Raw genomic sequence first — 18,348 nt, 5'->3', positions numbered from 1 at the left:
TCTCTCCCCGACGGCCTCGTCAGTCGATGCGGATCGTGCCCGTGTAGACGAGGTCGGCCGGGCCGGACAGGCCGACGTGCTCGCCCTCCTCGGTCGGGAACATGGTGACGCCGAGCACGCCTCCGGGGACGTCGACCCGCCACGACTGCGGCGCGCGGGCGCCCGCCCAGTAGCGCACCGCGAGAGCGGCGGCTGCGGCACCGGTGCCGCAGCTGAGGGTCTCGCCGCTGCCGCGCTCGTGCACGCGCATCCGGATGCGGCCGATGCCGTCGTGGATGAGCGGCTCCCCCGGGACGACGAACTCGATGTTCGCACCCGCCTCCGGCTCCGGCTCGACCTGCGGGATGTAGGTGAGGTCGGCGGAGTCGAGCTCCTCGTCATTGCTCAGGGCGACGACGATGTGCGGGTTGCCGAGGTCGATCCCGAGACCGGGCCGCGCGACCTTGAGCTCCTTGGCCCGGACCAGCGGCTCACCGCCGGCGAGCTCCCAGCGCCCGAGGTCGACCTGGAACCCCGAGCCGCTGCGCGTGACATCGCGCACGCCGGCCCGCGTCCCGATCGGCAGCGTGTCCCCCGGCTCGAGGGAGGCGAGCCCGCCCGCGAGGAGGAACGCCGCGTAGACGCGGATGCCGTTGCCGCACATCTCGGCGATCGAGCCGTCGGCATTGCGGTAGTCCATGAACCACTCCGCCTCGGGCTCCTGCGCGAGAGCGGCGGCACCCTCGGGGAGCGCCCTCGAGCGCACGGCGCGGATGAGGCCGTCGGCTCCGACTCCGAAGTGGCGGTCGCAGATCACGGCGATCTGCGCGGGAGAGAGATCCACCTCGCCGTCCGGGTCGCTGAAGAGCACGAAGTCGTTCCCCGTGCCCTGGCCCTTGGTGAAGTGCAGCTCGATGGTCATGGGCGACAGCCTATCGAGGCCCCGGAGTCGCGAGCTGAGCGGCCGTCGTCGCGCGATCGAGCAGATCGGGGGCGTCGAAGGGGAGCCGATGGGCGCCGGCGTAGCGCCGGAACCAGCTGTTCTGGCGGCGCGCGTACCGCCGGGTGAGCGCCTGGGTGGAGGCGATCGCCTCGCCCTCGGTGAGCTCGCCCGCGCGCTGTGCGAGGCCCTGGGCGTAGCCGATGGCCCGACTCGCCGTGGGCCCGCTCTCGAGCCCTCGCGGGACGAGGCGCTCGATCTCGTCGAGCATGCCCGAGGCCCACATCCGCTCGACGCGCCTATCGAGACGCTCGACGAGGACGTCTCTCGGAGCCTCGAGCGCGAGGACCGTCGACGGCCGCCAGGGCACGGGCTCATCGGACATCAGCGCGCTGTGCGTCGAGCCGGTGAGCTCGGCGATCTCGAGGGCGCGGACGATGCGGCGGACGTTGTGCGGGCCGATCCGCTCGGCCACCTCGGCGTCGATCGCCCGGAGCCGCTCGACGAGCGCCGCAGGCCCGTCGCGCTCCGCCTCCTCCTCGAGGGCACGACGGACGGCGGGATCGGTGCCGGCGAAGCGGAACTCGAAGATCACGCTCGAGACGTAGAGCCCCGACCCTCCGACGAGGATCGGCGTGGCTCCCCGCGCGAGGATCTCCTCGATGACGAGGCGCGCCTCCTCCTGATAGCGCGCGACGGACGCCTCCTCGGTCACGTCGAGGACGTCGAGGAGGTGGTGCGGGACACCCCTGCGCTCGTCGGGCGCGACCTTCGCCGTGCCGATGTCCATCCCGCGGTAGAGCTGCATCGCGTCGGCGTTGACGATCTCGGCCGACCCTCCGGCCTCGGCGATCGCGCCCGCCAGGCCGAGCGACAGCTCCGACTTGCCGGTGCCTGTCGCACCGACGACGACGACGAGCTCGGGAGATCCGGCCGGGTCAGCGCTCGCCATCGGCGGTGTCGTAGATCGGCGTCGTCAGCGTGGCCGTCCGCACACGGAGTCCGGGGAGCCCGAGGGACACCCGCGCGGTCGCGGCGCCGCTCGTGTCGGCCGGAACCCCGCAGGACTCGGTCTGCGCACGATCCCAGGCGTCGCCCGCCCGCGTGCGCCGGATCCGGAGGGGCGCCCCGTCGGTCGAGTCGGCGAGGAGGTAGAACGGCGCCGCGCGGGTCACCTGCACCGAGACGACGTCTCCCGGCCGCGGCAGGTCGGAGCCGGCGGGCACGTCGAAGTGGACGAGCCTGCTGTCCTCCGCGCGTCCGCTGAGGCGGTGGGTCTCGCTGTCGCGGCGTCCTTCGCCGGTCGCGACGAGCACCTCGACCTCGCGACCGACCACCGCGCGGTTCTCCTGCTCGCTGATCGCGTCCTGGAGTGCCATCAGCCGTTCGTAGCGCTCCTGCACCACGGCCTTCGGGATCTGGTCGGGCAGTGTCGCCGCGGGGGTCCCCGGGCGGATGGAGTACTGGAAGGTGAACGCCGACGCGAAGCGGGCCTCCTCCACGACGCGGAGCGTCTCGGCGAAGTCGGCCTCGGTCTCTCCGGGGAACCCGACGATGATGTCGGTGCTGATCGCCGCGTGCGGGATGCGCGAGCGCACGCGGTCGAGGATCCCGAGGAAGCGATCGGAACGGTAGGAGCGCCGCATCGCCTTGAGGATGCGATCGGACCCCGACTGCAGGGGCATGTGCAGCTGCGGCATCACCGACGGCGTCTCGGCCATCGCGTCGATGACGTCGTCCGTGAACGCGGCGGGGTGCGGACTCGTGAAGCGGATCCGCTCGAGACCCTCGATGGTGCCGGCCGCACGGAGGAGCTTCGAGAACGCCTGCCGGTCGCCGAACTCCACGCCGTAGGAGTTGACGTTCTGACCCAGCAGGGTGACCTCGATCGCACCGTCGTCGACCAGCGCCCGGATCTCGCCCAGGATCTCGCCGGGACGCCGGTCCTTCTCCTTGCCGCGCAGTGAGGGCACGATGCAGAAGGTGCAGGTGTTGTTGCAACCGACCGAGATCGAGACCCAGCCGCTGTAGGTCGAGTCGCGCTTCGTGGGCAGCGTGGAGGGGAAGACGTCGAGGGACTCGAGGATCTCGAGCTGCGCCTCCTCGTTGTGCCTCGCCCTCTCGAGCAGGCTCGGCAGCGCCCCCATGTTGTGGGTGCCGAAGACGACGTCGACCCAGGGCGCCCTGTCGAGGATGACGTTCTTGTCCTTCTGCGCCAGGCAGCCGCCGACGGCGATCTGCATGCCCTCGTGCCGGCGCTTGACCGAGGCGAGGTGCCCGAGATTGCCGTAGAGCTTGTTGTCGGCGTTCTCGCGGACCGCGCAGGTGTTGATGACCACCACGTCGGCCTCCGCGCCGTCGGCGGGGACGTAGCCGGCCGCCTCGAGGGAACCGCTCAACCGCTCGGAGTCGTGCACGTTCATCTGGCACCCGAAGGTGCGGACCTCGTAGGTCCGCGGACGGGTGGCGGAGACGGGGATCGGGCCGGGCACGCTCATGGGAGGCGATTCTACGCGCCGGTGGCTCAGCACCCCGCCCGCCGCCCTCAGTGGAAACGGACGCTCGAACCGGGCCGGCGGACGGTCTCGCGCACCACCCGCTGCACGAGCGCACCGGCGTAGCCGCGCCGCGCCAGGAAGCCGGTCAGGCGCCGTTCGGCGACCTCGTCCGACAGCGAACGCAGGCTCGGGAGGCGCTTGCGGGCGAGCTCGAGCGCCGTGCGGTACTCGTCGTCGCCGTCGAGTTCGTCGAGCGCCGTCGCGACGGCCTCAGGGTCGAGCTTGCGCGAGCGGAGCTCCTGCTGGATCGACGAGCGCCCCAGCTTCTTCCGCTCGCGGAGGGACGCCACCAGCTCCTCGGCCATCCGGTAGTCGTCGAGGTAGCCGAAGCGGGTGAAGCGCTCGACGATCTCGAGCGCGTCCTTCTCGGCGACCCCCTCGGTGTAGAGGCGAGCCTCGACCTCGGCGACCGACAGGCTCTTGCGGGACAGGCCCCGCACGATCCGATCGGCGATCTGCTCGGGATCGATCGTCTCGGCATCGAACGCCTCGGTGTCGAGCGTCTCGGTGTCGTTCGTCTCGACATCCGCTTCTTCGGCCGCCGACGCGTCGGTCGCGGACCGTCCGTCGTGAGCAGACGCGTCGCGCTCGGAGATCGCGGACGGGCTCCGTCGCGCCACGTGGGCGGACAACTCGGCGATCCGATCGACTCCGGAGTCGCCGACCGGCGCAGAACCCGGACGGGACGCACCGGGGTGATCGGCCCGCGACCGGGCCCTCGACCGTGCGGGATCCGCCTGCTCGTCGGTGACCCAGGGCAGGAAGGCCACGGGGCGGCCGCCGGTCCCCTCCGTGACCTCCTCCCCCACGGTCTAGGCGCCCTTGCGGACGGGCTGCTTGGTCTCGATCGCGACCGGAGCCGCGTCGGCCACGGCGTTCGGATCGGCGATCACGCCGAGCTTGACCAGGATGCGCTTCTCGATCTCCGCAGCCACATCGGCGTTGTCGATGAGGAACTGACGGGCCTTCTCCTTGCCCTGTCCGAGCTGGTCGCCGTCGTAGGTGTACCAGGCACCCGACTTGCGGACGATCTCGTGCTCGACACCGAAGTCGATCAGGCTGCCCTCGCGGGAGATCCCGATGCCGTAGAGGATGTCGAACTCGGCCTGCTTGAAGGGCGGCGCCATCTTGTTCTTGACGACCTTGACGCGGGTGCGGTTGCCGACCGCGTCGGTGCCGTCCTTCAGCGTCTCGATGCGGCGGATGTCGAGGCGGACCGACGCGTAGAACTTGAGCGCCTTGCCTCCCGCGGTGGTCTCGGGGCTGCCGAAGAAGACGCCGATCTTCTCGCGGAGCTGGTTGATGAAGATCATCGTCGTGTTGGTGGTGTTGAGGCCACCGGTGAGCTTGCGGAGCGCCTGCGACATCAGGCGGGCCTGCAGGCCGACGTGGGAGTCGCCCATCTCGCCCTCGATCTCGGCGCGGGGCACGAGGGCCGCCACGGAGTCGATGACGATCAGGTCGATCGAGCCGGAGCGGACCAGCATGTCGGCGATCTCGAGCGCCTGCTCACCCGTGTCGGGCTGCGAGACGAGGAGGGAGTCGATGTCGACTCCGAGCTTCTTCGCGTACTCGGGGTCGAGCGCGTGCTCGGCGTCGATGAAGGCGGCGATGCCTCCGTTGCGCTGCGCGTTCGCGATGGCGTGCAGCGTCAGCGTGGTCTTTCCGGAGGACTCCGGGCCGTAGATCTCGACGATCCGGCCGCGCGGGAGGCCGCCGATGCCGAGCGCGACGTCGAGCGCGATCGAACCGGTCTGGATCACCTCGACCGGGGCGCGGTCGTCGCTGCCGAGGCGCATGACGGCGCCCTTGCCGAACTGGCGGTCGATCTGGGCGAGTGCAGTCTCGAGGGACTTCTCGCGGTCTGAAGAACTGGGCATGGCCTTCTCGCTCTCGTGCTCGTGGTGGTATCGCCTACAGGCTGTCGCGTCGTGCCGGTGGGTGCCGCCGCGTCGATCGGGATCGATCGGTGCGGCGCCGGCCGGCTGCGACAAGGCGGTGAAGCAGGTCCGTCGACTTGTTCCCGACGGTACGCCCGACCTCCGACATCGGGGCCGAGCACGAGCGCCTCCGTGGAGTACGGGGCGTTCCTGCTTCTGGTGAGGAGCCTAGACCCGATCGAACAGGGATTCGATGATGGGCGCGCGGCGTGTCGAACACGACTTCGGCCAGCGGCTCGGCGATGTCCTCAGCGGTTCCGCTTCTTCGGGTCGATCCCGTGCCAGCGGGCCTCGGGCACGTCGTTCGCCCGGCAGAGCGCGAGCCACACCTCGCGCGCCTCCTCGCCGTCGCGGAGAGCCTGCTCCGCAGTGCGTCCGTCGAGCTCGGTCAGCACCAGGTCGGAGACGAGCACCCGCGCGTAGGACGCACCGAACTCGTCGTCCACCAGCTGCCGGAACTCGCTCAATCGCATGGCACAACGCTAACCGGTGGCGAATGCTCGCCGGGAACGCCGAAGGGCGCCGGAGCCGGAGCTCCAGCGCCCTTCGGGGAGAACGGGTGCGGTGGATGGATGGGCGGGGCGGAGCCGCTACTGAGCGACGAGATCCGCGTCGAATCCGGCGACCATGTCGGCCGGGATGGTGTCGGGGATCGTGTCGATCCCCTCGATGACGGCGAGGCGATCGCCGACCTCTCGCATGATCACCGAGATAGGGGTGTCGAGGGCGTCGGCGACAGAGGCGAGGATCTCCGAGGAGGCCTCCTTCTGACCGCGTTCGACCTCGCTCAGGTAGCCGAGCGCAACGCTCGCCTTGCTCGCCACCTGACGGAGCGTACGACCCTTCTGCAGGCGAAAGTCCCTGAGGACATCGCCGATCTCCTGACGAACTAGAACCACTGGACCCTCCTTCTCCACGTCAACCGCGTCCTCGTACAGCGAAACCACGATAAATGCCGGAGCACTTGCTCGAAGGGGCTGAGTACGAAGGAACCGGATAGCTGTTCACTACCCGGTTCGTGTGTGTCGACTCTAATACCGGATGACTGGACTTTGCGTGTGAGCGACGCCAGATGTAACCGGGGCGAAACGCTGGGCATTCCGACGACGGTCGCCGGATCCGAGACGGTCAGGAGATCATCGGGTGGAGTCGGCGACGACCTCGGCGGCGAGGGCCAGCGCGGCGTCGACGGCGGCGGTTCTGATCGACGCGCGATCCCCGTCGGCGTGCAGTTCGCGCACCCGCTCGTCCCGGCCGAGCACGGCCGCGACGAAGACCGTCCCGACGGCGGCGTCACCCTGCGGGTCGGGCCCCGCCACACCGGTGGTCGCGACTCCGACCGTCCGCTGCCCCGTCGCGCCCAGCGCGGCGACGACCCCGCGCGCCATCTGCAGAGCCACCTCCGGGTGCACGGGACCCTCCGCCTCGAGCAGGGCGGCGTCGACGCCCAGCAGGCGGTGCTTGAGGTCGGTGGCGTAGCTCACGATCGCTCCGCGGTGGACCCCGGATGCTCCCGGGACGTCGACGACCGCCGAGCTCACGGCTCCGCCCGTGAGGGACTCGGCGATCGCGAGGCCGAGCCCTCCGCGGGCCATCGCCGCGACCAGCGGCCCGGCGGTCACGGGCGCTTGCGGGCGGCTCGGCTCTGCCGCGCCGCATCCGCGAGATAGTCGATCCCCGTCACCACGGTCAGGACGAGTGCCGCCGTCATCGTGATGCCGTTCAGCCAGTGCACCCACTCGCCGAGCACGGCCCACAGCGGGAGGAGGGCCAGGGAGAGGGCGACGGACTGCACGATCGTCTTCAGCTTCCCCCCTCGCGAGGCCGGGATGACGCGGTCGGAGAGGACCGCCATGCGGAAGATCGTGATGCCGACCTCGCGGACGAGGATCACGACGGTCACCCACCACGGCAGCTCGCCGAGGATCGAGAGCCCGATGAGGGCCGCCCCGGTCAGCACCTTGTCGGCGATCGGGTCGAGGAGCTTCCCCAGATCGGTCACGAGCCCGCGGCTTCGCGCGATGTGCCCGTCGATCCCGTCGGTCGCGATCGCGACGATGAACAGCAGCGCGGCGGCGATCCGGAGACCGCTGTCGGCTCCGTCGTCGGCGAGCAGCATCCAGAAGAAGAGCGGTGCGAGGAGGATCCGGACGACGGTGATCGCGTTGGGGAGATTCCAGTTGCCCGAGCGGGCGGCCGCTCCGGCGGTGGGGGTGCTCATCGTGCTCCGTCGTCGAGGGTGGTCTCGGTGTCGCTGCGCAGCTGCACGGGTCAGTCGCGCCCGGTGAGTGCCCAGGCGTCGTCGCCGGACCCCTCGTCGTCGTCGTGGTAGTCGGTGGCCGCAGGACCGACCGGCTCGGCGAGCGGATCCTCGTAGGGGTCCGCTGCGACCGCGGACGGCGCCGCTGCGGGACCGTCGGGCTCCTCGCCCCGCATCCGTGCGAGGACACCCGGCAGCTGCTCGCCGGTGACGAGCACGTCGCGAGCCTTCGACCCCTCGGAGGGACCGACCACCTCGCGGGACTCGAGGAGGTCCATCAGGCGGCCGGCCTTGGCGAAGCCGACGCGGAGCTTGCGCTGCAGCATCGACGTCGATCCGAACTGGGTGCTCACGACCAGCTCGGCCGCCGCGATCAGCAGTTCGAGGTCGTCGCCGATGTCGGAGTCGACCTCCTTGCGCTGCGCCTGCACGGTGATGTCCTGGCGGTAGTCGGGCTGCGCCTGGCGCGTCACGTGCTCGACGACCTTCGCGATCTCGTCCTCGCGGACCCACGCGCCCTGCACCCGCATGGGCTTGTTCGTCCCCATCGGGAGGAAGAGCCCGTCGCCCTGGCCGATCAGCTTGTCGGCGCCGGGCTGGTCGAGGATGACCCGCGAGTCGGTGACGCTGGTCACCGCGAAGGCCAGTCGGCTGGGCACGTTCGCCTTGATCAGACCGGTGACCACGTCGACGCTCGGTCGCTGCGTCGCGAGGACCAGGTGGATCCCGGAGGCGCGGGCGAGCTGGGTGATGCGGACGATGGAGTCCTCGACGTCGCGGGGGGCGACCATCATCAGATCGGCGAGCTCGTCGACGACGACCAGGAGGTAGGGGTAGGGCTTCAGGACGCGATTGCTGCCGGCCGGGAGCTTCAGATCGCCACCGCGGACGGCGGCGTTGAAATCGTCGATGTGGCGGAAGCCGAACGATGCGAGGTCGTCGTAGCGCATGTCCATCTCTTTCACGACCCACTGCAGCGCCTCGGCCGCCTTCTTGGGGTTCGTGATGATGGGCGTGATGAGGTGCGGGACACCTCCGTAGATCGTCAGCTCGACGCGCTTGGGGTCGATCAGGACCATCCGGACGTCCTGGGGGCGGGCGCGCATCAGGAGGCTCGTGATCATCGAGTTGACGAAGCTCGACTTCCCGGAGCCCGTCGAGCCCGCGACGAGCAGGTGGGGCATCTTCGCCAGGTTGGCGACGACGTAGCCGCCCTCGACGTCCTTGCCCACGCCGATCGTCATCGGGTGCGTCGACGTCGTGGACGCCGGGGAGCGCAGCACATCGCCCAGTGAGACGATCTCGCGGTCGGTGTTCGGGATCTCGACGCCGATCGCGCTCTTGCCGGGGATCGGCGAGAGGATGCGTACCTCGTTGCTCGCGACGGCATAGGAGAGGTTCTTGCTGAGCGCCGTCACGCGCTCGACCTTGACGCCCGGCCCGAGCTCGATCTCGTAGCGCGTGACGGTCGGCCCGCGCGAGAACCCGGTGACGGTGGCGTCGACGTTGAACTGGCGCAGGACCTCGGTGAGCGCCCGCACCATCTCGTCGTTCGCGGCCGAGCGGGCCTTCGACGGGGTCCCCGTCGACAGGGCCGCGGCCGATGGCAGCCGGTAGGGGGCGTCGTCCTCGAAGGAGGAGTCGAAGTCGGCCGTCGCATCGGCCTCGGGGAGGGGTGCGATCGGTCCGGTCGCGAGCACCGGCGGGACAGGCACGGCCGGAGCCACGTCGAGGTCGTCGAGCCGGATCACGTCGGTGGCGTCGTCGTCGACGACGCCGACGGCCGCCCGGGTCGAGGACCGCTCGTCGAAGCGGGCGAGCGCGGCCTCTGCGCTCTCCGCCTCCGAGATCACCTCCGTAGCGAAGGAGCGGGTGGGCGGATCGACGGGCTCGTCGCGCTCCTCCAGTGCGGTGTCGAACCCCTTGGCGCGCCCGCGACGGCCCCGGGGCTCGTCGATGACCTCGGTGAGGGAGTCGAGGGGCAGCTCGGCCTGCACCGTCGGGTCGTCCTCACGACCCGAGTCGGTGCGGCGCCACCACGGCAGCTCTCCCCCGTCGGCCTGCTCGTCCTCCGCCTCGGCCTTCGAGGCGGCCCTGGCCGCGGCCTTCTCGGCCTTCAGGCGCGCACGCTCCTCGTCGTCGAGGACCGGCGTGCCGAACAGGTAGGAGTAGAGCTCGCGCGAGCGGGCACCGACACGGTTCGGCGGCGTCTTGGTGATGATGAACAGCGAGAGCAGGATGACCGCCGAGAGCAGCACCGTGGCTCCGGGGACCGTCGCGATCGCGACCAGCGGGGCGCCGACGAGCCAGCCGAGCACGCCGCCGGCCGCGGCCATCCGGTCGATGCCCTCGCCCGGCTGCGGGGTGCCGAGGTGGGCGTGGCAGATCCCCGCGGAGGCGACGAGGAGGAAGGTCAGGCCCACCCCGATGCGGCCGTTGTCGTCGACGGAGCTGGGGTGGCGGAAGAGCCAGAGCGCGAAGAGGAGGAGGACGACGGGCAGGACGTAGGCCACCCGCCCGAAGAGCCCCCCGAAGCTCCAGGCGTCGAGGACCTGGGCCACTGGATCGGTCGCCAGGAACCACTCGACCACCGCTCCGGAGACCGCGAGGAGGACGAGGAGGAAGGGGACGCCGTCGCGGCGCTCCTCCTTCGCGAGCCTCTCGGGCCCCAGGGCGCGCGCGGCGCCCCCGACCACGTGCGCCAGCGTCATCCAGAACCGGACGACGAGGTTCGCTCGCGGAGCCGAGTCGAAGGCGACGGTCGCCTTCTCTGCGGCTCCCCGCCCCGAGCCGCGGCCGGAACGTGCCGCGCCGGAGCGCGCGGACGCGCTCCCGCGCCCACGGGAGGTCGTCTTGGTGCTCGTCGCCATGAGGCCACCGTACCCGCCGCCTCCGTCATCACCGCGGACCCGCGCCGACGGACCGCGCCTCAGCGCAGCAGCGCGACCATCGTCTCGGCGTCGCCCCGGTCGGCCACGACCGAGAAGCCCTCGCTCACGTAGAGACGGCGGGCGAAGTTGCCGCTCGCCACCGAGAGCGAGAGGCGCGCGTACCCCGCGGCCCGGCCCTGCGCCACCACGGCCCGGAGCAGGGACCGCCCGACCCCCTGCGCCCGGTGCACGGGCCGGACCCCGAGGGTGAGCTCCGGGACCCCCGCCGCGATGAAGCCGCGACCGGGGGACGCGGACGTGAACAGGCGCGACCAGCAGGCGCCGATCCGCTCGCCGTCCGCGGTCTCGGCGACGGAGCCGAGGTCGCCGGGCCGAGGCCAGCCCGCGACGTAGCGACGGGTCGCCTCCTCGGCGAGCACGTCGACCCTCGTCCGGGCGGAGGTCCCGTTCCCGTTGGCCGCCTCGACGAGCATGTCGGCGAGGAACGGGCCGTCCTCGGGACGGGCGGAACGGATCGAGTAGTCCAAGCGGACCTCCGGACGGACGGAGTGGACGGCGGTTCCCCCGTGGACAGTGTGCCCGCTCGCGGGGCGGACGACCAGCCGGAGGCTCCTGCGCCGCCGCCCCTCAGGCCTCGATGACCAGCGGGACGATCATCGGACGCCGTCGGTAGCTGGTGTTCACCCAGCGGCCGACGACGCGACGGACGCTCTGCGAGAGGGCGTGCGGGTCGCTCGCACCGTTCTGCACCGCCTCCTCGAGGGCTCTCGCGATGCGCGGCTTGACCTCGTCGAAGACGCTGTCGTCCTCGGCGAAGCCCTTCGCGTGGATCTCCGGTCCGACGACGATCCGCCCGGTCCCCGCCTCGACGACGACGATGATCGAGATGAAGCCCTCCTCGCCGAGGATCCGGCGGTCCTTCAGGTCGGCGTCGGTGATCTCGCCCACCGACGATCCGTCGACGTAGACGAAGCCGAGGTCGAGCTGCCCGACGACGGTGGCCTTCCCGTCGAGGAGGTCGATCACGGTGCCGTCCTCGGCGATGATCGTGTTCTCCTCCTCGATGCCGGTGGCCATGGCGAGCTTCGCGTTGGCCACCAGGTGGCGGTACTCGCCGTGGACCGGCATCACGTTGAGCGGCTTGAGGATGTTGTAGCAGTAGATCAGCTCGCCGGCCGCGGCGTGACCCGAGACGTGCACCTTGGCGTTGCCCTTGTGCACGACGGTCGCGCCGAGCTTGGTCAGGCCGTTGATGACGCGGTAGACGGCGTTCTCGTTGCCCGGGATGAGGCTCGACGCGAGGATGACGGTGTCGCCCTCCCCCGGCTCGATCTGGTGATCGCGGTTGGCCATCCTGCTGAGCACCGCCATCGGCTCGCCCTGCGACCCGGTGGACATGTAGACGATCTGATCCTCGGGGATGTCTCCGGCCTTCTTGACGTCGATCAGCACGCCCGGCGGCACCCTGAGGTAGCCGAGGTCGGCCGCGATGCCCATGTTGCGGACCATCGAACGGCCGAGGAGGGCGACCCGGCGGCCGTTCGCGTGCGCCGCATCGAGCACCTGCTGCACGCGGTGGACGTGACTGGAGAAGCTCGCCACGATCACGCGCCGCTTCGCCTTCGCCATGACCGCCTCGATGACCGGGCCGATGTCGCGCTCGCTGGGCGTGAATCCGGGCACGTCGGCGTTGGTCGAGTCGACCATGAACAGGTCGATGCCCTCTTCGCCGAGCCGGGCGAAGGCGCGCAGGTCGGTGATGCGGCCGTCCAGCGGCAGCTGGTCCATCTTGAAGTCGCCGGTGTGCAGGACCGAGCCCGCGTCGGTGATGATCGCGACGGCGAGGGCATCGGGGATGGAGTGGTTCACGGCCACGAACTCGAGCTCGAAGGGGCCGAGGTTCTCGATGTCCCCCTCCTTCACGGCGAGGGTGTAGGGCTTGATCCGGTGCTCCTTGAGCTTCGCCTCGACGAGGGCGAGTGTGAGCGTCAAGCCGATGAGCGGGATGTCGCGCTTGAGCCGGAGGAGGTAGGGAACGGCTCCGATGTGGTCCTCGTGTCCGTGGGTCAGCACGACTCCGACGATGTCGTCGAGGCGTTCCTTGATCGGGCCGAAGTCCGGGAGGATCAGGTCGACGCCGGGCTGGTTCTCCTCGGGGAACAGCACGCCGCAGTCGACCACGAGGATCTTGCCGTCGATCTCGAAGATCGTCATGTTGCGCCCGATCTCGCCGAGACCGCCGAGAGGGATGATGCGGAGGGTGCCCGCCGCGAGCGGGGCCGGAGTGATCACGGGACTGGGCATGCGCCCTCCTCTGTTCGTCGTGGCGGATGGAGCCGCTCCCGCGGCGTCAGCGCGTGGTGCCCGCGACCTTCGGCAGCGCGCCACCGGCTGCGGCGTTGCGGTCGGGCCGGAAGTTGCGGAAGTCGACGCCCGGGATGTCGCGGACGAGACCCAGCTCGTCCTCGATCAGCGCGGCCTCCGACTCCTCGGGGCCCACCAGAGGGAGGCGCACGCGCGGTGAGGAGATGCGGCCGAGGCCGTGCAGGATGTACTTCGCCGCGACCGTTCCGGGGACGTGGGTCATCACGGCGCGCACGAGCGGCTCGAGCTGCTGGTGGGCCCGCGTCGCCGCGTGCAGGTCGCCCGAGTTCACGGCGTCGACGATGGTGCGGTAGGGGGCGGCGGCGATGTTCGCGGTCACGCCGATGAGTCCGGTGGCGCCGATCGCCAGCTCGGGGAGGACGTTCGCGTCGTCGCCGCAGAAGTAGAGGAGATCGGTCTGGTTGAGCACGCGGCTGACCTCGGCCAGGTCGCCCTTGGCGTCCTTCACCGCGAGGATGTTGGGGTGCTTGGCGGCGCGGAGGATCGTCTCGTAGCGGATCGGCACGCCGGTACGACCCGGGATGTCGTAGAGGATCACGGGGAGGTCGGTCGCGTCGGCGATCATCCGGAAGTGCGTCAGGATGCCGGCCTGGGTCGGCTTGTTGTAGTAGGGCGTCACGATCATGTTGCCGTCGGCGCCGGCCTTCTCGCTCTGACGGGCGAGCTGCATGGCGTGCGCGGTCTCGTTCGAGCCGCCTCCGGTGATGATCCTGGCTCGCCCGGCGGCGACCGACTTCCCGACCTCGACGAGACGGATCTTCTCGGGGTCGGTCAGGGTGCTCGTCTCGCCGGTCGTCCCGGTGACGACGATGCCGTCCGCTCCGGACGCGATGCAGTCGTCGATGTGCTTCTCGACGCCGGGCCAATCGACCTCGCCGTCGGCGGTGAACGGGGTGACCAGGGCGACCAGGACCTGGCCGAAAGGATTCTCCGGAGTTGACACGGTCATCAGGGTATCGGGTCGGCGGCGGGGGGCCGGGGGTCGATCGGGTGGTTCTTCGGGGGCGTGGAGTGCGGTCTGCAGGTGGCGGTGCGATCTGGAGGAGTGGGTGCGATGCGCAGGTGTGGGTGGGTGCCTGCGAACCGCACAGACACCTGCGAACCGCACCGGCACCTTCGAACCGCACAGGCACCTGGAAAGCGCTCCGGCACCTGCAAGCGCACCCGCTGAGCGCCCGCGGACGGACGCGGCAGGCAACGGCGGCCCTACGGGGCGACGCGCCCGTTCGCGGTGAAGGCCGCGGCCGTCAGCGGCATCAGCTCCTCGAAGTGGCGCTCCATCTGCTCGGCGGCCATCTCGATCTCGCGCTGAGGGAAGGAGGGGAACGTCGAGTCCTCCCGCTTGGTGCGCAGCGAGAGGAAGTTCATCAGCGAGCGGGCGTTCAGCGTGACGTACATCGACGAGTAGATGTTGAGGGGGAGGACGATGCGCGCGACCTCGCGGGCGACACCCTCGGCGAGCATCCGCTGGTAGGCCTCGAACGCCTGCGTGCTCGCCCGACGGGTCTCTGCGGCGACGAGCTCGGTCTGCTCCGGGGTGCCGGGGACGAAGTCGTAGGCGCCGGGCTTGCCGATCTGCACGAGGTTGCGCTCGGGGCCGGGCACGTAGAAGACCGGACGCAGCTCGCGGTAGCGGCCCGACTCCTCGTTGTAGGAGGCGATGCGGTGCCGCATGAACTCGCGGAACACGAAGATCGGCGCCTGCACGTAGAAGGTCATCGAGTTGTGCTCGAAGGGCGAGCCGTGCCGGTCGCGCATCAGGTAGTTGATGAGCCCGCGATCGCGCTTGCGCTGCAGCTCGACCTCGGCCTCCTCGCCGTCCAGCGCCGCAGCGAGGGTCTGCTCGCCCTGCGTCGAGACGCGGGCGGCGAAGAGGACGTCGGAGTCGTGGGCGCTGGCCCTGACGAGCTCGACGACGACGTCGGAGCGGAAGGTGATGGTGCCGTCGGGGGCGCTCTGCTCGGTCACGGCTTCGACCCTAGAGCACGTCCCGGAGCCGCGCCGCCGACTCGGGACGTCACGAACGGACGCCCGGGGCACGCGCCGCCTACCGTCGAGTCGTGGATCCTCTCGTCATCGCGGCCGTCCTCGTCGGTCTCGTCGCCCTCGGGACAGCACTCGGCGTCGCCCACCGCCGCTCCTCGGGGCGCGTCCGCACTCTCGCCACGCCGGCACCGGAGCGGATCGATCCCGCCGGGCTGGTCGATGGAGCCGAGCTCGGAGGAGTGGCCACCGTCGTGCAGTTCTCGACCGAGTTCTGCACCCGCTGCCCCGCCGTGCACCGGATGCTCGCCGACGTCGCCGGCGCTCGAGAGGGAGTCGTGCACCTCGACGTCGACCTCACCCGCCGCGCCGACCTCGCCGACCGGTTCCGGATCGTGCAGACCCCCACCCTCCTCGTCCTCGACGCCGACGGTGTCGCGCGCAGCCGCATCGGCGGCGCTCCGGCACGCTCCGTCGTCGTCGAGGAGCTCGACCGACTCCTGGAGACGCCATGACCGGCACTCGCCCACCCGGACGCATCGACCCGCGCGGGCCGCGCTTCGCCGCGTCGATCACCGCGCTCCTCCTGCTCGCGACCGTCGGGCTCGGGCTCGCGGCGCCCGTCGGAGGAGATCTCGCGGAGCGCGCCACCCGGCCCGGCTTCCTCCTCCTCCTCGTGATCGTCGCGCTGTTCGCATGGTCGGCGGCGCGCGGGATCGGCTCCGGCCCGTGGGCGACGCTCTACCGCCGACTGGTCGCACCCCGGCTCGCACCGCCCTCGGAGTGGGAGGACGCCCGCCCTCCGCGCTTCGCCCAGGTCGTCGGACTGGTCGTCACCGCGGTCGGAGCCGTGCTGCACCTGGCGGGCGTCCCGGGCGCCGTTCCCGTCGCGGCCGCCGTCGCCTTCCTGGCCGCCTTCCTCAACGCCGCCTTCGGACTCTGCCTCGGCTGCCAGCTCTACCTGCTGCTGGTCCGCGCCGGTGTGCTCGGGCGCTCGGCGGGCTCCCGGGCGTGACGCCCTAGGCTGGGAGGCGCCTCGCGGGCCGACCGCGACGGGCCCCGGGAGGCACCATGAGCGACTCATCCGCACGGCACTCCGACCAGGACGGAACCGACGCGACGGCCGGCCCCACCCGCCGGTCCTCGCGCCCGCAGGAGCCTCGTCCCTCCGCGCTGCCCGACTCGTCGTCCGGCGCCCACGCGCAGGAGAAGCAGCGCGAGACCCCGACCCCTCCTCCCCGCCTCAAGGTGCTGATCTCGGGCGCGAGCGGGATGATCGGCTCCGAGCTCACCCGCCAGCTGCGCGCGGACGGGCACGAGATCTTCCGCCTGGTGCGCCACGCGCCCGCCAGCCCGGACGAGTTCCACTGGGCACCGGCGTCGCACATGCTCGACTTCAGCGTCCTCGACCGCGTCGACGCCGTCATCAACCTCTCGGGTGCGTCGATCAGCCGGCTGCCGTGGACCTCCTCCTACAGGCGCGAGATCCTCGACTCGCGGGTGCAGGCGACGCAGACCATCACCGACGCGATGCGGATGGCGTCCTCGCCCCCGACGATCCTCCTCAACGCGTCAGCGGTCGGCTACTACGGCGACCGCCCGGGCGAGGAGCTGACCGAGGACTCCCCGCGCGGCGAGGGCTTCCTCGCCGACGTCGTCGAGCAGTGGGAGCGCGCCGCGCACCTCGCACCCGAGAGCACGCGGGTGGTGACGTTCCGCACCGGTCTCGTCCTGGGCAAGGGAGGCGCGCTCAAGCCGCTCCTGCCGCTGACCCGCTTCGGTCTCAGCGGCCCCCTCGGCGGCGGCCGGCAGGTCTGGCCGTGGATCAGCCTGTACGACGAGGCGGCGGCGATCCGGCACCTGCTGACCTCCTCGCTCTCGGGCCCGGTCAACCTCGCGGGTCCGGCCGCCGCGACCGCGAACGACGTGATGAGCACGCTCGCGGAGCAGCTGCACCGGCCCTTCAAGCTCGCGGTTCCCGAGAAGATCATCGAGCTCGCCCTGCGGGACGCCGGTCACGAGCTCCTGCTCTCGAGCCAGCAGCTCGTGCCGCAGCGACTCCTCGACGACGGCTTCGAGTTCCGGCACCGGACGGTGGCGGAGGCGCTCGCCTGGGTCCTGGGCTGAGCGATCAGGCGGGCGCGTCGCGCTCCAGGCTGATCGAGCGGCGGATCGCGCCCCTCGCGCGCTTGCGGTCGCCGCCGGCGTCGTAGACGAGGCCGAGGCGGTACCAGGCGCGCCAGCTCTCCGGGTGCGCGTCGACCTCCTCCGCGTAGCGCGGGAAGAGGGCGTCGGCCTCCTCGCGGAGCGGGCGCCCGCTGGCCCGGGAGACGACCACCTCCTGCGGGAGGGCGTCCTCCTCCTCCAGCCTGCGGGCGAGGCGCTCGGCGCGGACGCCGAAGAGCAGTTCGCGCACGAGACCCCAGACCCCGATCCCGCCGAGGATCAGGAGTCCGACGCCCATGACGACGCCCGGCAGCGTGCCGGCCGCGAAGGCGACGTAGGAGTACTGCAGGCACACGAAGAGGTACAGGGCGAGCAGGACCGCCATCAGGCCGACGCCCAGGCGGGTCCTCACCGGGTGCTCGTCGCGGAGGCCGCCTGACCGGAGGGGACGTCGTCGATCACGGGCGGCTCGTCGGAGGCCCGCTCGGCGAGCGGCGCCGCATCGAACGCCGCGCGGAGATCGAGCAGCGCGTCCAGACCCACGACGACTCCCGTGGTGGTCGCGACCGCCTCGAGCGAGCGGAGGATCCCCGCCTCGTAGGAGGCCTGCGAGGAGGTGTCGTGCCGGATGGTGACCGTCTCGCCCGTGCCGCCGAAGATCACCTCCTGGCGCGCCTCCACTCCCGGGAGCCGGAGGCTGTGCACCGGGATGCTCGCCACCTGCTGCCCTCTGGCGCGCTGGTCGGTGTGCGGCGCCTCCACCGGGCCCCGTTCGGCCCGAGCCCGCAGGAGGAGCTCGGCCGTCCGCACCGCGGTGCCCGACGGGGAGTCGACCTTGCGCGCCCCGTGCGTCTCGATGATCTCGGCGGCGTCGAAGAACTGCGCGGCGACCGTGGCGAGCGCGGTGGCGACGACGGAGCCGAGCGAGAAGTTGGGGATGATGACGACGCCCGCCCCGGGATGCGCGTCGACCGTGCGGCGGAGCGCCGCGATCCGGTCGCCGGTCCAGCCGGAGGTGCCGACGAGCACCTTCCTGCCGTTCGACACCGCGAGGTCGACGATCGCCTGGCTGACGGCGGGGACGGTCATGTCGACGACGACGTCGGCTGCGAGCATCTCGCGCGGGTCGCTCCGGGATCCCAGACGCGCGACGAGGGTGAAGTCGTCTGAGGCCTCGATGAGCGAGCAGGTCAGGGAGCCGAGTCTGCCGGACGCACCGACGACGGCGACGGAGGTCATCACCGCA

At 71.2% G+C, this 18,348-nt stretch carries 19 protein-coding genes; 3 read left to right on the top strand and 16 right to left on the bottom strand.

Going from position 1 to position 18,348, the window contains the following annotated elements; translation table 11 throughout:
• Window positions 1–19 precede the first annotated feature (19 nt).
• The 14 genes from dapF to thyX all read right to left on the bottom strand — a co-directional run bounded on the left by dapF (window position 20) and on the right by thyX (window position 14,921).
• A complete protein-coding gene (gene dapF, locus B9Y99_RS14865) occupies window positions 20–901 on the bottom strand; it encodes a diaminopimelate epimerase (protein ID WP_085477298.1) in 882 nt (293 codons plus the stop codon).
• A gap of 10 nt (window positions 902–911) precedes the next feature.
• Window positions 912–1,871 carry a tRNA (adenosine(37)-N6)-dimethylallyltransferase MiaA gene (gene miaA, locus B9Y99_RS14860; RefSeq protein WP_085477297.1) on the bottom strand — a complete coding sequence of 320 codons (960 nt, stop codon included), beginning with the start codon at window positions 1,869–1,871 and terminating at the stop codon, window positions 912–914.
• A complete protein-coding gene (miaB, locus tag B9Y99_RS14855; protein ID WP_085477296.1) occupies window positions 1,858–3,417 on the bottom strand; it encodes a tRNA (N6-isopentenyl adenosine(37)-C2)-methylthiotransferase MiaB in 1,560 nt (519 codons plus the stop codon). The genes miaA and miaB overlap by 14 nt, the downstream gene beginning before the upstream one ends.
• Window positions 3,418–3,464: 47 nt before the next feature.
• Window positions 3,465–4,286, bottom strand: a complete 822-nt coding sequence (locus B9Y99_RS14850) for a regulatory protein RecX (RefSeq protein ID WP_085477295.1) — start codon at window positions 4,284–4,286, stop codon at window positions 3,465–3,467.
• 3 nt (window positions 4,287–4,289) lie between these two features.
• On the bottom strand, window positions 4,290–5,357 hold the full coding sequence (recA, locus tag B9Y99_RS14845) for a recombinase RecA (protein WP_085477294.1): 1,068 nt from the start codon (window positions 5,355–5,357) through the stop codon (window positions 4,290–4,292).
• A gap of 308 nt (window positions 5,358–5,665) precedes the next feature.
• Complete coding sequence (locus tag B9Y99_RS14840; protein WP_085477293.1) at window positions 5,666–5,890, bottom strand: DUF3046 domain-containing protein; 225 nt, start codon at window positions 5,888–5,890, stop codon at window positions 5,666–5,668.
• Between the two features lie 117 nt (window positions 5,891–6,007).
• A complete protein-coding gene (locus B9Y99_RS14835) occupies window positions 6,008–6,316 on the bottom strand; it encodes a helix-turn-helix domain-containing protein (protein ID WP_068252363.1) in 309 nt (102 codons plus the stop codon).
• 237 nt (window positions 6,317–6,553) lie between these two features.
• Window positions 6,554–7,039 (bottom strand): CinA family protein, encoded by a 486-nt coding sequence (locus B9Y99_RS14830; RefSeq protein ID WP_244274947.1) that lies wholly within the window; start codon window positions 7,037–7,039, stop codon window positions 6,554–6,556.
• Window positions 7,036–7,638 carry a CDP-diacylglycerol--glycerol-3-phosphate 3-phosphatidyltransferase gene (gene pgsA, locus B9Y99_RS14825; protein ID WP_085477292.1) on the bottom strand — a complete coding sequence of 201 codons (603 nt, stop codon included), beginning with the start codon at window positions 7,636–7,638 and terminating at the stop codon, window positions 7,036–7,038. The genes B9Y99_RS14830 and pgsA overlap by 4 nt, the downstream gene beginning before the upstream one ends.
• A 50-nt stretch (window positions 7,639–7,688) precedes the next feature.
• Window positions 7,689–10,547: an FtsK/SpoIIIE family DNA translocase gene (locus tag B9Y99_RS14820; RefSeq protein ID WP_085477291.1), complete on the bottom strand. Its 2,859-nt coding sequence runs from the start codon at window positions 10,545–10,547 to the stop codon at window positions 7,689–7,691.
• A 59-nt stretch (window positions 10,548–10,606) separates the two neighbouring features.
• Window positions 10,607–11,095: a GNAT family N-acetyltransferase gene (locus B9Y99_RS14815; RefSeq protein WP_244274945.1), complete on the bottom strand. Its 489-nt coding sequence runs from the start codon at window positions 11,093–11,095 to the stop codon at window positions 10,607–10,609.
• A 100-nt stretch (window positions 11,096–11,195) separates the two neighbouring features.
• A complete protein-coding gene (locus tag B9Y99_RS14810; protein ID WP_085477290.1) occupies window positions 11,196–12,872 on the bottom strand; it encodes a ribonuclease J in 1,677 nt (558 codons plus the stop codon).
• A gap of 46 nt (window positions 12,873–12,918) precedes the next feature.
• Window positions 12,919–13,902, bottom strand: a complete 984-nt coding sequence (gene dapA, locus B9Y99_RS14805) for a 4-hydroxy-tetrahydrodipicolinate synthase (RefSeq protein ID WP_425298485.1) — start codon at window positions 13,900–13,902, stop codon at window positions 12,919–12,921.
• Between the two features lie 257 nt (window positions 13,903–14,159).
• Window positions 14,160–14,921, bottom strand: a complete 762-nt coding sequence (gene thyX, locus B9Y99_RS14800) for an FAD-dependent thymidylate synthase (protein WP_085477289.1) — start codon at window positions 14,919–14,921, stop codon at window positions 14,160–14,162.
• 92 nt (window positions 14,922–15,013) lie between these two features.
• On the opposite strand from thyX, the gene B9Y99_RS14795 reads away from it, so the two are divergent.
• The 3 genes from B9Y99_RS14795 to B9Y99_RS14785 are packed head-to-tail and all read left to right on the top strand — an operon-like array spanning window position 15,014 to window position 17,063.
• A complete protein-coding gene (locus B9Y99_RS14795; protein ID WP_244274943.1) occupies window positions 15,014–15,451 on the top strand; it encodes a TlpA family protein disulfide reductase in 438 nt (145 codons plus the stop codon).
• Window positions 15,448–15,951 (top strand): DUF4395 domain-containing protein, encoded by a 504-nt coding sequence (locus B9Y99_RS14790; RefSeq protein WP_085477288.1) that lies wholly within the window; start codon window positions 15,448–15,450, stop codon window positions 15,949–15,951. Before B9Y99_RS14795 ends, B9Y99_RS14790 begins: the two co-directional genes overlap by 4 nt.
• A 56-nt stretch (window positions 15,952–16,007) precedes the next feature.
• On the top strand, window positions 16,008–17,063 hold the full coding sequence (locus tag B9Y99_RS14785; RefSeq protein ID WP_085477287.1) for a TIGR01777 family oxidoreductase: 1,056 nt from the start codon (window positions 16,008–16,010) through the stop codon (window positions 17,061–17,063).
• 4 nt (window positions 17,064–17,067) lie between these two features.
• Here B9Y99_RS14785 and B9Y99_RS14780 read toward each other — a convergent pair whose 3' ends face one another.
• Both B9Y99_RS14780 and dapB read right to left on the bottom strand, forming a co-directional pair.
• Complete coding sequence (locus tag B9Y99_RS14780; protein WP_085477286.1) at window positions 17,068–17,514, bottom strand: hypothetical protein; 447 nt, start codon at window positions 17,512–17,514, stop codon at window positions 17,068–17,070.
• Window positions 17,511–18,344, bottom strand: coding sequence for a 4-hydroxy-tetrahydrodipicolinate reductase (gene dapB, locus B9Y99_RS14775; protein ID WP_085477285.1), 834 nt, complete (start codon window positions 18,342–18,344; stop codon window positions 17,511–17,513). Before dapB ends, B9Y99_RS14780 begins: the two co-directional genes overlap by 4 nt.
• Between the last annotated feature and the right edge of the window lie 4 nt (window positions 18,345–18,348).

It is taken from the genome of Rathayibacter oskolensis (assembly GCF_900177245.1).
GTDB classification, from domain to species: domain Bacteria; phylum Actinomycetota; class Actinomycetes; order Actinomycetales; family Microbacteriaceae; genus Rathayibacter; species Rathayibacter oskolensis.
Note: the sequence above shows the minus strand (reverse complement) of the source record. Positions and strands in the feature narration are given on the sequence as shown.

What these genes read in the sequence shown, in the direction of transcription:
- dapF (WP_085477298.1), bottom strand. Translation starts at nt 901, where the DNA reads ATGACCATCGAGCTGCACTTCACCAAGGGCCAGGGCACGGGGAACGAC.
- miaA (WP_085477297.1), bottom strand. Translation starts at nt 1,871, where the DNA reads ATGGCGAGCGCTGACCCGGCCGGATCTCCCGAGCTCGTCGTCGTCGTC.
- miaB (WP_085477296.1), bottom strand. Translation starts at nt 3,417, where the DNA reads ATGAGCGTGCCCGGCCCGATCCCCGTCTCCGCCACCCGTCCGCGGACC.
- recA (WP_085477294.1), bottom strand. Translation starts at nt 5,357, where the DNA reads ATGCCCAGTTCTTCAGACCGCGAGAAGTCCCTCGAGACTGCACTCGCC.
- B9Y99_RS14840 (WP_085477293.1), bottom strand. Translation starts at nt 5,890, where the DNA reads ATGCGATTGAGCGAGTTCCGGCAGCTGGTGGACGACGAGTTCGGTGCG.
- pgsA (WP_085477292.1), bottom strand. Translation starts at nt 7,638, where the DNA reads ATGAGCACCCCCACCGCCGGAGCGGCCGCCCGCTCGGGCAACTGGAAT.
- B9Y99_RS14820 (WP_085477291.1), bottom strand. Translation starts at nt 10,547, where the DNA reads ATGGCGACGAGCACCAAGACGACCTCCCGTGGGCGCGGGAGCGCGTCC.
- B9Y99_RS14810 (WP_085477290.1), bottom strand. Translation starts at nt 12,872, where the DNA reads ATGCCCAGTCCCGTGATCACTCCGGCCCCGCTCGCGGCGGGCACCCTC.
- dapA (WP_425298485.1), bottom strand. Translation starts at nt 13,902, where the DNA reads ATGACCGTGTCAACTCCGGAGAATCCTTTCGGCCAGGTCCTGGTCGCC.
- B9Y99_RS14790 (WP_085477288.1), top strand. Translation starts at nt 15,448, where the DNA reads ATGACCGGCACTCGCCCACCCGGACGCATCGACCCGCGCGGGCCGCGC.
- B9Y99_RS14785 (WP_085477287.1), top strand. Translation starts at nt 16,008, where the DNA reads ATGAGCGACTCATCCGCACGGCACTCCGACCAGGACGGAACCGACGCG.